Genomic DNA, 13663 nt, shown 5'->3' on the forward strand with positions numbered 1-13663 from the left:
TTTGGGATAGTGGAAGATAGGAAACGGCGGACACATCAAGAGCGACAAAATCGGCGCTTTTTCCCTGTTCAACGCCATTTCGCGACGCCAATGCCCTGGCGCCGCCTTCGAGCGCCTGCAGGAAGAGTTTTTCACCCGTGGAGCAACCGGGATCGGCGACGACATTGCGCGCGCGAAGCGAGAGGCGCTGCGAATATTCGAGGGTTCGCAACTCTTCCGGCACGGAAATCAGGATATTGGAGTCCGATCCGACACCGTAATGGCCGCCTTCAGCGAGAAAGGCCGGGGCCGGGAAGATGCCGTCACCAAGATTGGCCTCGGTGATCGGGCAGAGCCCGGCAACAGCCCCGCTTTTCGCCATACATCTCGTTTCGGTGTCCGTCATATGCGTTGAATGGATCAGGCACCAGCGACCATCGACCGGCGCATTGTCCAGCAGCCATTCCACCGGCCGGGCGCCGGAAAAGGCGAGCGAATCCTCCACTTCCTTGGTCTGTTCCGCCACATGAATATGGATCGGTCCACCCTTTGCCAGCGGCTCGATGGCCGCAAGCTCGGCGCCGGTCACGGCGCGCAGGCTATGGGGCGCGATACCGAGGACGGCGCCCGGCAGCCTGTCAACCACCGCCTGCGCGCCCTGTATCAGCTTTCCGTAACTGTCGAGCGAATGAATGAAGCGTTTCTGCCCGTCGATCGGCGCCTGACCGCCGAAACCGGAATGGGCGTAAAAGACCGGCAGTAACGTGAGACCGATGCCCGTTTGTGAAGCGGCCGCGCCGATACGCTCGGCCATTTCGGCGATATTGCCGTAATGCGAGCCGTCCCTGTCATTATGCAGGTAGTGGAACTCACCGACCCGGCCGAAACCCGCCTCGAGCATTTCCATATATAGCTGAGCGGCAACCGCCTCGACATGGTCAGGCGTCATCGAGAGCGCGAATTTATACATGACCGTGCGCCAGCTCCAGAAACTGTCGTCACCGGGACCGCGAATTTCGGCAAGTCCGGCCATGGCGCGCTGAAAGGCGTGGCTGTGGAGATTGGGCATGGCCGGAACGATGACGGCGTGGCGCTCATCCTGCGGCTGCGGGGAAACGCCGGTTTCGACGGATGAAGTGACGCCGTCATCGCAGATGATGCGAACATCCTTCGCCCATCCACCAGCCAGAAGCGCCGCGCCCGCGTGAATTGCCGTCATGCCACCGTCTCCTTTGGTTCTTCCGGCAAGGCCATTTCAAACCCGAAATTGCAGCTTGCCAAGCCGATTATTATGTATATACATTTAACTCACAAAGGAAAGGCGAAAAGCAATGCCAGGGAACAATTCTGCGAAGGGAACGGCGACGGGGAACGCCACGGCTTTGTGGCGCAACGCCCGGCTGGCGACCCTCAATCCCGCCATGGATGGCATCGGCGCTGTCGAAAACGCCGTTATTGCCGTGCGTAACGGCCGCATTGCCTTTGCCGGCCCCGAAAGCGATTTGCCCGATGACCTCTCGACAGCCGATGAGACGACCGATTGCGGCGGCCGCTGGATCACACCCGCCTTGATTGACTGCCACACCCATCTCGTCTTTGGCGGCAATCGCGCCATGGAATTCGAAATGCGGCTGAATGGCGCCACCTATGAAGAGATCGCCAAAGCGGGCGGCGGGATCGTTTCTTCGGTGCGCGACACGCGCGCGCTCTCGGTCGAGGCTCTGGTGGCGCAGGCTCTGCCGCGTCTCGACACGCTTCTTTCCGAAGGTGTTTCCACCATCGAAATCAAATCCGGTTACGGTCTCGACATCGAAACCGAGCTGAAAATGCTGCGCGTCGCCCGTAGACTCGAGACGCTGCGGCCCGTGCGCATCGTCACCAGCTACCTCGCCGCACACGCGACACCCGCGGACTATAAGGGCCGCAACGCCGATTACATCACCGACGTCGTTCTCCCCGGGATGGAAAAAGCCCATGCTGAAGGCCTGGCGGATGCGGTGGACGGTTTTTGCGAAGGCATCGCCTTCTCCGTAGAAGAGATCGACCGGGTTTTTGCGGCAGCAAAGCAGCGGGGGCTCCCCGTCAAACTTCATGCCGAACAGCTTTCCAATCTCGGCGGCGCAGAGCTTGCGGCCTCCTACAACGCGCTTTCGGCCGATCATCTGGAATATCTCGACGAGACCGGTGCGAAGGCGCTGGCAAAAGCCGGAACCGTCGCCGTGCTTCTGCCCGGCGCCTTTTATGCGCTCAGGGAGAAGCAACTGCCGCCGGTTCAGGCATTGCGCGATGCCGGAGCCGAGATCGCGCTCGCAACGGATTGCAACCCCGGCACCTCGCCGCTCACCTCGCTGCTGCTGACCATGAATATGGGCGCCACGCTTTTCCGCATGACCGTGGAGGAGTGCCTGACGGCAACGACACGCAATGCGGCAAAGGCGCTCGGACTGCTTGCGGAAACCGGCACGCTGGAAGCCGGAAAATCCGCCGATTTCGCCATCTGGGATATCGAGCGCCCGGCCGAGCTTGTCTATCGCATCGGCTTCAACCCGCTCCATGCCCGTATTTTCAAGGGACAGAAGGTTTCTCCATGACCATGAAGACCATCACGCTTCATCCCGGCGCCGTGACGCTTGCCGATCTTGCCGCCATCTACTGGGAAAACGGCACGGCAAAGCTCGACCGTTCCTTCGATGCCGGCATTGAAAAGGCGGCTGGCCGCATCGCCGAAATCGCCGCCGGCAATGCGCCGGTCTACGGCATCAATACCGGTTTCGGCAAACTCGCTTCCATCAAAATCGACGCCGCCGATGTGGCGACATTGCAGCGCAATCTCATCCTGTCGCATTGCTGCGGGGTCGGCGTGCCGCTGCCTGAAAATGTCGTGCGGTTGATCATGGCGTTGAAGCTGGTTTCGCTCGGCCGCGGCGCATCCGGCGTGCGGCTGGAACTGGTTCGGCTGATCGAGGCCATGCTGGAAAAGGGTGTCATCCCCGTCATTCCCGAAAAGGGTTCGGTCGGCGCTTCCGGTGATCTCGCGCCGCTCGCCCATATGGCCGCCGTGATGATGGGGGAAGGCGAGGCCTTTTATGAGGGTGCGCCGCTGCCCGCCGGCGAGGCGCTCGCCAAAGCCGGGCTGACGCCGGTGGTGCTTGCGGCGAAAGAGGGGTTGGCGCTGATCAATGGCACGCAGACTTCGACAGCTCTGGCGCTGGCCGGGCTGTTCCGCGCCCATCGTGCCGCACAGGCGGCGCTCATTACCGGTGCACTTTCGACGGACGCCGCCATGGGCTCATCCGCGCCCTTCCATCCCGATATTCACAGCCTGCGCGGCCACAAGGGCCAGATCGATGCGGGAGCGGCGCTTCGTAACCTGCTGGAAGGTTCGGAAATCCGCGTCAGCCATATCGAGGGCGACGAGCGCGTGCAGGATCCCTATTGCATTCGCTGCCAGCCGCAGGTCGACGGCGCCTGCCTCGATCTTCTGCGCCAGGTGGCGCGCACGCTGGAAATCGAAGCCAACGCGGTGACCGACAATCCCTTGGTGCTCTCGGATAATTCCGTCGTTTCCGGCGGCAATTTCCATGCCGAGCCGGTCGCCTTCGCCGCCGATCAGACGGCGCTTGCCATTTGTGAGATCGGCGCGATCGCCCAGCGGCGTGTAGCGCTGCTGGTCGATCCGGCGCTTTCTTATGGCCTGCCGGCTTTCCTTTCGAAAAAACCGGGCCTGAACTCCGGCCTGATGATCGCCGAAGTCACCTCCGCCGCGCTGATGAGCGAGAACAAACAAATGGCGCATCCGGCCTCCGTCGATTCGACGCCGACCTCGGCCAATCAGGAAGACCATGTCTCCATGGCCTGCCATGGCGCGCGCCGCCTGTTGCCGATGACCGACAATCTCTTTGCCATCCTTGGGATCGAGGCGCTCTCGGCCGTTCAGGGTGTGGAACTGCGCGGACCGCTGAAAACCAGTCCTGAATTGCAAAAGGTGATTGCTGTGCTGCGTGTTGTAGTCCCGTCGCTGGAAGAGGACCGCTATATGGCGCCGGATTTGAAGGCTGCGGCGGAGCTGATTGCCTCCGGCGCGCTGGTCTCGACGATTTCGGGCGGCATTCTGCCGAAGCTGGAGGCTTGAGATGATGGGCATATTTTCCTCCTCCAACTCCGTCGGTGCCTTGGGGCTACCCCCCTCTGCCCTGCCGGGCATCTCCCCCTCAAGGGGGGAGATCAGATGCCGCGCCCGCTCGCTCCTTGGGCATGGTGCTATCCGCTTGCCGATCTCCCCCCTTGAGGGGGAGATGCCCGGCAGGGCAGAGGGGGGTAGCCCCACGACAGAGAGGCGCGATCGATGAACACGCCCTTCATGCTTCACCAGGGCACATCGCCGGTCATTCTGGCTTTTCCGCATACCGGAACCGAGGTTCCGCCCGCGATATGGGATCGCCTCGATGACAACGGGAGGATTCTCGCCGATACCGATTGGCATATCCATACGCTTTATGCCGGTCTGCTGGACAATGCGACAACCGTACGGGCTACATTCCACCGCTACGTGATCGATGCAAACCGCGATCCGGCAGGCGTCAGCCTTTATCCGGGACAGAACACGACCGGCCTTGTCCCGGAAACGGATTTCGACGGAAAGCCCATCTGGAAAGAGGGAGCGGAACCGAACGAAGCCGACATCGCCCATCGACTGGAGACCTTCCACGCGCCCTATCACGCAGCCCTTGCGGCGGAAATCGAACGGGTGAAATCCATCCATGGCATCGCCATTCTCTATGACTGCCATTCGATCCGCTCGCATATCCCCTTCCTGTTCGAGGGAAAGCTGCCGGATTTCAACATCGGCACGGATATGGGCAAGACCTGCGATCCGGCCATCGAGAAAATCGCCGTCGAGGTGACCGCCGCGGCGCAGGGCTATGACAGCATTCAGAACGGCCGCTTTAAAGGTGGCTGGACAACGCGGCATTACGGAAAACCGCAGACCGGCGTGCATGCCATTCAGATGGAGCTGGCGCAGTCCACCCATCTTCAAAACGAGCACCCGCCTTTTGCCTATGACACAGGCAAAGCCGAACGGCTTCGCACCCATCTCAAGACCATTCTCACGCGCATGGAAAAATTTGCGCTCGACACGAAATGATAAGGGGAAAGCACATGAACAATCCGCGCCACAATATTCGCGACGTCCGCGCACCGCAGGGCACTGAACTCAATGCCAAAAGCTGGATGACGGAAGCGCCGTTGCGCATGCTAATGAACAATCTCGATCCTGATGTCGCCGAACGGCCGCACGAACTGGTGGTTTATGGCGGCATTGGCCGCGCCGCGCGCACCTGGGACGATTTCGACCGCATCGTCGCGACGCTGAAAGACCTGAACGAGGATGAAACCCTCATCGTGCAGTCCGGCAAGCCGGTCGGCGTGTTCCGCACCCACAAGGATGCGCCGCGGGTCCTGATCGCCAATTCCAATCTCGTGCCGCATTGGGCGAACTGGGATCATTTCAACGAGCTGGATAAGAAAGGCCTTGCGATGTACGGCCAGATGACGGCCGGTTCGTGGATTTATATCGGCACGCAGGGCATCGTGCAGGGCACTTATGAGACCTTCGTCGAGGCCGGCCGCCAGCATTACGGCGGCAACCTCAAGGGCAAATGGATCCTCACCGGCGGTCTCGGCGGCATGGGCGGCGCGCAGCCGCTGGCCGCTGTCATGGCGGGCGCCTGCTGCCTTGCGGTCGAATGCGACGAGACCCGCGTCGATTTCCGCCTGCGTACCCGTTATGTCGATGCGAAGGCGCATACGCTGGATGAAGCTCTCGCCCTGATCGACCAATGGACCAAGGCGGGCGAGGCGAAGTCCGTCGGCCTGATCGGCAATGCCGCGGAGATCTTCCCGGAACTCTTCCGTCGCGGCGTCCGCCCCGATATCGTCACCGACCAGACCTCGGCGCACGATCCGGTCCATGGTTATCTGCCGGCCGGATGGACCGTTGCCGAATGGCGCGCCAAGCAGGAAAGCGGCCCCAAGGCCGTTGCCGCCGCCGCCCGTGCGTCGATGAAAGTGCATGTGCAGGCCATGGTCGATTTCTGGAACGCCGGCGTTCCGACGCTCGACTACGGCAATAACATCCGCCAGGTCGCCAAGGATGAGGGACTGGAAAACGCCTTCGCCTTTCCGGGCTTCGTGCCGGCCTATATCCGCCCGCTTTTTTGCCGGGGCATCGGCCCGTTCCGCTGGGCGGCACTGTCCGGCGATCCGGAAGACATCTACAAGACCGACGCCAAGGTGAAGGAGCTGCTGCCCGACAACAAGCACCTGCACAACTGGCTGGATATGGCGCGCGAGCGCATCGGGTTTCAGGGCCTGCCGGCACGTATTTGCTGGGTCGGCCTTGGTGATCGCCATCGTCTTGGGCTGGCCTTCAACGAAATGGTCAGGAACGGTGAACTGAAGGCGCCTGTTGTCATCGGCCGCGACCATCTCGACAGCGGCTCCGTCGCCTCGCCCAACCGCGAGACCGAGGCAATGAAAGACGGCTCGGATGCCGTTTCCGACTGGCCGCTCCTCAACGCGCTGCTCAACACCGCATCCGGGGCCACCTGGGTTTCCCTGCATCACGGCGGCGGTGTGGGCATGGGCTTCTCGCAGCATTCCGGCATGGTTATCTGCGCCGATGGCACCGACGATGCCGCTCGCCGGCTGGAGCGCGTGCTGTGGAATGACCCGGCAACCGGCGTCATGCGCCACGCCGATGCCGGTTACGACATCGCTGTTGAATGCGCCAAAGAGCAGGGCCTGCGCCTGCCCGGCATCCTCGGCAATTGATTATCGCGCCGCGCGGTCCGTCGCCGCGCGGCTTTCCACCCTTTCCGCAGCAGAGGCGGACGTCATTATCCAAGCCGCTCCTTCATCTGAAACTTCCGGCATCTGAAACTTCCGGCTCGATTTTCTCGTTGTTAGCTGTTGATCAGGCATACGGATCATTCTCGCGCCGATAATGACACGGCAAGCTTTGATGGAGTGTGGACGACAGCATGGCACCACGGCGTATTTCACTTGCCCTCAGCTTTTTGATCGGTGCAATTTCTCCCGCTTTTTCTTTGACCGTCCCTGCAGCCGCCCAAGGCCGAAACGCCGTGCCGGTGAGAATCGATGTCGGCGGATACAAGCTCAACAGCCTGTTGATCGAACCACAAAAACAAGCAGACCTGCCGCCGATCGTTTTCCTGCATGGCGCGAGCGCAAGTCTTTATGACCCGCTGTTTTCCTTTGAGGACAAACTCCGCGGCCGGGCAAGACTGCTATTCATCGACAGGCCGGGCCATGGCGGCTCCGATATTGGCGGCAAGGACAACATACTGCCAGATGGACAGGCCGATGCCGTGGCTCAGTTGATGAAAAAGCGCGGCGTCCGCAAGGCCATCATCGTCGGCCACTCCTTTGGCGGCGCCATCACCGCGGCATTTGCGCTTCGCCACCCGGAGATGGTGTCGGGCCTGGTGTTTCTCTCTCCTGCGGTTTACCCGTGGCCGGGAGGCATTGCCTGGTACTATACGGCAGCAAGCGCCCCGGTGACCGGCCCGCTTTTTTCGACCTTCGTCGCGCCCCCCTTAGGTCTTCTTGCGCTTGATCAGGCGACGCATGGGGTTTTTGCACCCAATAATCGTCCCCCTGGCTATGTGGAAACAACGCGCGCATGGGCGGCTTTGAGACCGCAGGCTTTTCGCCATAACGCGCGGGAAGTCGCCGCGCTGAACGCATGGGCGCGGAGCACCGCGCCGAATTACTCCAAAATCAAAGCGCCGACCGTCATTATAACCGGCGACACGGACACTGTTGTATCGCCAGAGATTCATTCTCTCCAGCTTGCACGCGATATCCACAGGTCGACCTTGATCGTTGTGAAGAATCTTGGACACAAGTCGGACTATATTGCGCGTGATCTGGTTGTCGAAGCGATCGAGAAACTTGCCGGGAAAAGAGCTGATCTCCGCGCTGCACAAAAAGAGCTCGAACATCGTATCGCCGACGACGGTGGCAAATAGCGCCATCCTATTCAGCCAGATGCCCAGGGAATGAAAAAATGAGATATCTACAGAAGAGCACCTACACATCAATGCCTTGGAAAAATGGCGGCGGCATAACGACTGAGATCATCGTCCATCCCGCAAACGCCTCGATGGCGGATTTCGACTGGCGCATGAGCATGGCTGACGTAGCGCAGGACGGCCCCTTTTCCATATTTCCCGGAATTGACCGCACCCTCTGCATCCTGGAAGGGGCCGGTATGAGCCTCAGTATCGACGAACGCGAACCGGTGGTGTTGGCGATGGATAGCGATCCCCTGCCCTTCGCTGCCGATGTTCCGGTCAACGCCGTTTTAACGGGTGGTCCCATCGTTGATCTCAATGTCATGTCCCGTCGCGGACACTACGCGCATCGCGTCGAGAGACATCGCGGCGCACTCACTGTTCGTTCAGCGGCGTCAACGATGACGATCATTTTTGCAACAGACCCTGTCACTGTCTCATCGGGCGGCGAAATCATGCATTTACAGCGACGCGACAGCCTCCTGCTTGAGCGCGGTGCCGGTTTTACCGCGCAGGCCATTGAAAAAGATGGTCGTTTCTTTGTCGTGACGTTCGATCAGGTCTAAGCCCGCCTCTTCTCAATCCAGACCCAGCGGATCGGCCACCCGGGGCCAGAGTTCAAGGCTCGCCTTGCGATAGGGCGTTTTAGCGGGATCGGTGGGATAGGACGTCGGAGCCGCGATATAAACGATCTCGGAGGCGACCGGCGCAAAACCCGCATGGAAGTGGTTGGTCGATTTGACCAGCAGCACATCTTTTTTCGCAAAATCGATGCCGAGATTGGAAAAGATATCCGGCTCATAAGTCTGCGTCCGGCTGGTAATGAGGATGATATCGATGTCAGTGCCGAGCGGCCGGACGACTGCCGCCCGACCCAGCGTCACCCTGCTATTGCGGAAACTCTGCCAGCCGGCCTCGGCCGTGCGCATCACCTTGATGCGAAAATCGAGCGGCTCCCCACCTTCCGGGCTGGACTTGCCGCCGATGCGCAGATCGATCTCGGCGCCCTCACCCGCGGCGTGACAGAAAGATACCGCAATCGGATCCCAGATCGTCGCGACGGCAAAATTGTCCATGCCGCGCACCACCATGCGCCGTAAAATATGAGTGGCGTCGCCGGCGACACCGCCGCCGGGATTATCCCATATATCTGATACAACGACCGGCTTTCCCGGATTGTTGCTCCGAATGGTGAGAACGAGGTCGAGACCCGATTCCGTATCCAGCATCGGCATCGCGGTCAGCTTGCGCATGGCATAAAGCTCATGGCCGAGTTTTTCGGCCAGCGCATCGCCCTTCGCCTTGTCATTGTCGGTGACGACGACGATCCGCGTTCCCATATCCGGCACGTCGCCAGCCATGAAACCGTGAATGACGGAAATCGACAGGATGCCGTCCTTGCCCTCCATCGCCTTCAATCGGTCGACATAAGAACGCATCGGCTCCCGACTGGTCGGATATATGGTAATCATGCGGCAATCGAAGGTGGAGATGACCGGGCTGATCTCGCCGCGAAGCGTGCGCAGCGCTATTTCCACGACATGCTCGCCGCGCTCTTCGAAATCCGTATGCGGAAATTCCAGAAACGTCGCCATGATATCGAGATTCTTGACCCGAAGCGCCGTCAGATGACTATGGGGATCAAATTCCGCCGCGACCAACACGTCCGGCCCGACCATGGCCCGGACGCGCGACAGGAAATCCCCTTCCGGGTCGTCATAACCCTGCGCCACCATGGCGCCGTGCAGCCCAAACACCACCGCATCCACCGGCAGGGCAGCAGCAAGCTCGGCAAGAATGGTATCCCGCAGCGTTTCATAGGTCTGGCGCTGGATCAGGCCCGCCGGTTCCGCCCAGCAGGACGTCCCTTCGATCACCGTAAACCCTTCCGCCTTGCCGCGGCGGCGCAGGATAGGTACCGGCGACGAGCAGAGCGTCGGCGTTTCCGGATGCTCGCCCGGGCCGGCATAAAAAGCGGCGCGAAATGCATCCATATCTGTTGGAACGGGCGAAAACGTATTGGTTTCGGTGGCGAGCGACGCCGTGAAGATGCGCATGTCTTTCGATTCTCGTTGTCGGTATCCGCATTCGCGCAGCTTCCGATTCATAATTTAATTAGCCGGGTAATTTTACCAGACTGTTCCCCGTGCCGCCACCTGCTCTACCCGGGTTACAACGCCGTCTCGATGGAACACCATGCGGTCGAAAAGATTGCTGACGACGCAAGTGTGGTTCGGTACGACCTGGACCACATCACCGATTTCGGGCGTGGCCCCGGTGCAGCCGGACAAATCAACAACCGCATGTTCTTCCGAAAGCGAGATGATTTTTGCGCCCTCGTAACCCTCGAGCAGCCCATAATCATTGAAACCCAGAAGATCCGAGGTCAGGGCCTTGGAGCCGCTATCCAGCACGGCCCGGTCGGCCGTCGGTTTTGAGACGACGGTCGCCAGAACATGCATGGCGAGATCGCCAGCGCTGCAATGCCCTGCACGCAGCATCGAACGGTCATTATAGACATAGGTGCCGGCCCGATGTTCGGTGGCGGAGGCTACAAGATGGGCGGAATAGAAATCCGGCGAGCCGCCGCTGGATCGCACCGGGCAATCTATGCCCTTTGTGGCGAGCAACGCCATGGTCTCGCGAATGAACTTCTCCACCGTCTCGGCGCCACCCGGTGCCGGATAGGTCAAAATGCCCCTGAATATGAGGCCCGATGCCGCGACGATCTGTTCCGCAAGCGCCAAGGCCGCTTCCGGCGTCTGCACACCGCAGCGCTTGCCGCCCGTGTCGCACTCAACCAGAACGGCGAGCGGCCTTGCCGCATCAAATGTATCGGCAAGGCCGGCAATCGTTACGGCGCTATCGGCCACGACGCTCAGCCTGCCGATGCGTGCATTTAGCGCCTTTAACCGCGAAAGCTTTGCCGCACCGAGAATATTGTAGGTGATCAGGATGTCCTCGAAACCGGCATCCGCGAAAACCTCCGCCTCGCTGACCTTCTGGCAGTTGATGCCGATCGCACCTGCCTGAAGCTGCTGTTTGGCAATGGCGGGTATCTTGTGCGTCTTGATATGCGGCCGGAAGGCTTTACCGTGCGCATCCAGATAGGATTGTGCCCTGAGGATATTGGCGGCGAGCCTGTCCTCATCAATGACGGGCATGGGCGTCGAAATCGCATTGAGGGCTGTGCCCGCATCAGGCCAGGGATAGCTCATTATCTACTCGCAGAGTTCAAAAAATCAGGGGCTTAAGCCAGTGGCTTATAAGCGATAACGTCCATTTCCACCTTGGCATCCACCATCAGCGGCGATTGCACGGTCGAACGCGCCGGTGGATGATCGATGAAATATTTCTGGAAAACGGCGTTGAAGCTCGAGAAATCACGGGCATCGTCCAGCCAGACATTGACCTTGACCACATCGGCCAGCGTACAGCCGGCGAGCGCCAGAACATCCCTGATATTCGCGACGACCTGCTCGGTCTGCGCCACGATACCGCCGGTTACGACCTCGCCATCGACGGTCGGCACCTGGCCCGAGACGTAAACGAAATCGCCGGCCCGCACGGCTTTGGCGAAGGGTCGACGCTGTCCACCAGCCTGATTATCCGCCGTCTCGTATCTTACCAGCGTTTGATTTTCCACGCGTCCTCGCAAATTATTTTCATAGAGATCCAATACAATGAACTTTATAGCCGGTTTTTCGACTTATTTCCACAGGAGATGTAAATTATTTAGCAAATGGGCGTTCTCATACGCTATCCTGCACCGACGCCGGGCTCTCATTTGCAGTCATGAAATTCGATGGTTTGCCTGCTACAGGCGGGCTCCATTTCAAGCGAATGCTACCTTCTACGGCAGCGCGCAGCCTGCCTGATGTCTTCGCGTGCCGCTCTCTATTCCATGACCGATATCTTGCAAGTATCCATAATCACGAAAAGTTTGCCGCGGCTAACATGGTGCGAGATACATTCGGCCGCCGCCGGCGCCTATATGTTTACGCTGACCCTTAAGCCACTCAACCCCGCGCGGAAATTCGATCAATTGTTGAGGCCGACTCTTTCGGTCACGATCTGCGCAATCTTTTGCGCTTGCACGCGAATATCCGGAACAGCAGTTATCTCCCAGAAGCGGCCCGCCGTCAGCGCACCGGCAGCGAAAAGACCGGGCCAGCCTTCCCCATCCTTGCGCAACAAACGGGACTGCTCATCCACCTCGACGCCCAATCCGAAGGAATCGAGCAAAAGGACCCCATCATCACGCATGGTTTCGAGAAGCCGCGAATGGCCGATACCTGCCCGCTCCATTCCCGTGCAGTTAACGACCCAATCGACGCGCAGCTCTTTCAGTATCTGCGTATGCCTGCGGCGATAACGCACCACCATGCCCTCTTCCTGTTCGTCGATGGAACGAAGATAGCCGGCATGGATTTCCAGAACGCCGTCCGAAAGCAGTTTTGCGAAAGCATCGGAAACCTCGGGCGCGATGCGGTGCCGGTGGATATTCCACCATGGCAAAGCATGTCGAAGAAAGCGACTACGCTGCGCAGGGGTAAGGCTCTGCCAAAGCATCTGCGTTTTTGGCCGCAAACCATCCATCACGGCGCGCCACGGCGTCCCTTCTCTCACCAGCCCGCGCAGGGTCTGCAATATTGCGCTGATTTCCATCGCACAGTGGGGCAGGTTCGGATCCGCCGGAGGCGTTGGTGGGCTGATATGTGGGTGCGGCACCAGTCCGCGACGGGACAGGACATGGATTGGCCCCAGATGCCCCTTCCCGCGCAGGGTCAGGACCTGATCGATCATCGTCAGGCCCGAACCCAGAATACAGATGCGATCACCGGCTTTCACTTTGGACAGCCATCCCGGCTGCCAGCAATGGCTGATGATACGGTGCGTCTCACCTTCATCTTTCGCGACAGTTTGCACCGGCAAACTTGCTGAGCCCAAGCCGAGACATAAAATTACATTCTTCGCATGCAGCTGCCCGTCATTTTCCAGAACAAAAGAAAAGCCACTAGCACCATCGGGCCGACAGGCCGAAGCCTTGGCTCTGATGAAATCCACCCTCGCCCGTTGCTCCCTGCTTCTCAACAAGTTTGCCAACCTGTCTCGGAGATAAAGGCCATAGTCACCGCGCGAGGCGAAAGCCAAGGGGTCTGTGGCGATGCCGTTCTCCGTCAGCCAGCCGACGAAGTCATCAGGCCGATCGGGAAAAACACTCATTCTTCCTGCCGGCACATTCAGCCGGTGATAGGGCAGTTCCGTGCGATAAGCGGTACCGCGCCCGAAATCTGATTCATCACCGACGATGGCAATCGAAGCCTCTGCCGGCAAGGACGATAAAAGATGGGCGGCGGTACAGATTGCCGAGAAACCCGATCCGACAAGAGCGACATCATAAGACATGCATTCCTCCAACCTGCGACAGCTTAAGACAGCCGGGCAGTGCCCGGCAGAACAATACCCTAGTCAACAAGTAGAGATTAAACGTCTGCCAATGTCCACCCCACACTTTCCGCCATTATGATTCTCGAGCCGGCAGCAAGTCGAACCCGAAGTTAGCCGCGGCAAACTTTAAAAAG

The 13663-nt window shown here is 59.7% G+C and carries 11 protein-coding genes (1 of these 11 cut by a window edge); 6 read left to right on the forward strand and 5 right to left on the reverse strand.

Features of this window, described 5'->3' with window-relative positions; genetic code table 11:
* A protein-coding gene (locus GSF67_RS18975; RefSeq protein WP_006315467.1) for a formimidoylglutamate deiminase crosses the window boundary here: on the reverse strand, positions 1-1198 show its 5' portion. 149 nt of this gene lie to the left of the window's left edge; only the first 1198 of its 1347 coding nucleotides appear in the window; its start codon is at positions 1196-1198; its stop codon lies beyond the left edge, outside the window.
* Positions 1199-1310: 112 nt separating this feature from the next.
* On the opposite strand from GSF67_RS18975, the gene hutI reads away from it, so the two are divergent.
* From hutI to GSF67_RS19005, 6 genes are all read left to right on the forward strand, one after another.
* Positions 1311-2570 (forward strand): imidazolonepropionase, encoded by a 1260-nt coding sequence (hutI, locus tag GSF67_RS18980; protein WP_006315468.1) that lies wholly within the window; start codon positions 1311-1313, stop codon positions 2568-2570.
* Positions 2567-4111, forward strand: a complete 1545-nt coding sequence (gene hutH / locus GSF67_RS18985) for a histidine ammonia-lyase (protein WP_006315469.1) — start codon at positions 2567-2569, stop codon at positions 4109-4111. The genes hutI and hutH overlap by 4 nt, the downstream gene beginning before the upstream one ends.
* A gap of 213 nt (positions 4112-4324) precedes the next feature.
* Complete coding sequence (gene hutG, locus GSF67_RS18990) at positions 4325-5125, forward strand: N-formylglutamate deformylase (protein WP_006315470.1); 801 nt, start codon at positions 4325-4327, stop codon at positions 5123-5125.
* A 14-nt stretch (positions 5126-5139) separates the two neighbouring features.
* The gene (hutU, locus tag GSF67_RS18995) at positions 5140-6813 is read left to right on the forward strand and encodes a urocanate hydratase (protein WP_006315471.1); all 1674 of its coding nucleotides are present in this window, start codon (positions 5140-5142) and stop codon (positions 6811-6813) included.
* Positions 6814-7022: 209 nt separating this feature from the next.
* A complete protein-coding gene (locus tag GSF67_RS19000; RefSeq protein ID WP_006315472.1) occupies positions 7023-8033 on the forward strand; it encodes an alpha/beta fold hydrolase in 1011 nt (336 codons plus the stop codon).
* A 38-nt stretch (positions 8034-8071) separates the two neighbouring features.
* Positions 8072-8644, forward strand: coding sequence for a HutD family protein (locus tag GSF67_RS19005; RefSeq protein WP_035216415.1), 573 nt, complete (start codon positions 8072-8074; stop codon positions 8642-8644).
* Positions 8645-8656: 12 nt separating this feature from the next.
* Here the strand turns inward: GSF67_RS19005 and GSF67_RS19010 are convergent, their stop codons facing one another.
* From GSF67_RS19010 to GSF67_RS19025, 4 genes are all read right to left on the reverse strand, one after another.
* Positions 8657-10135 carry a M81 family metallopeptidase gene (locus GSF67_RS19010; protein WP_006315480.1) on the reverse strand — a complete coding sequence of 493 codons (1479 nt, stop codon included), beginning with the start codon at positions 10133-10135 and terminating at the stop codon, positions 8657-8659.
* A 72-nt stretch (positions 10136-10207) separates the two neighbouring features.
* Positions 10208-11296, reverse strand: a complete 1089-nt coding sequence (locus GSF67_RS19015; RefSeq protein WP_006315482.1) for a D-TA family PLP-dependent enzyme — start codon at positions 11294-11296, stop codon at positions 10208-10210.
* Positions 11297-11328: 32 nt separating this feature from the next.
* Positions 11329-11724, reverse strand: coding sequence for a RidA family protein (locus tag GSF67_RS19020; protein WP_083816009.1), 396 nt, complete (start codon positions 11722-11724; stop codon positions 11329-11331).
* A gap of 395 nt (positions 11725-12119) precedes the next feature.
* The gene (locus GSF67_RS19025; RefSeq protein WP_006315486.1) at positions 12120-13487 is read right to left on the reverse strand and encodes an FAD/NAD(P)-binding protein; all 1368 of its coding nucleotides are present in this window, start codon (positions 13485-13487) and stop codon (positions 12120-12122) included.
* Positions 13488-13663: the final 176 nt, after the last annotated feature.

The organism is Agrobacterium sp. CGMCC 11546 (assembly GCF_013365515.1).
GTDB lineage: Bacteria > Pseudomonadota > Alphaproteobacteria > Rhizobiales > Rhizobiaceae > Agrobacterium > Agrobacterium fabrum.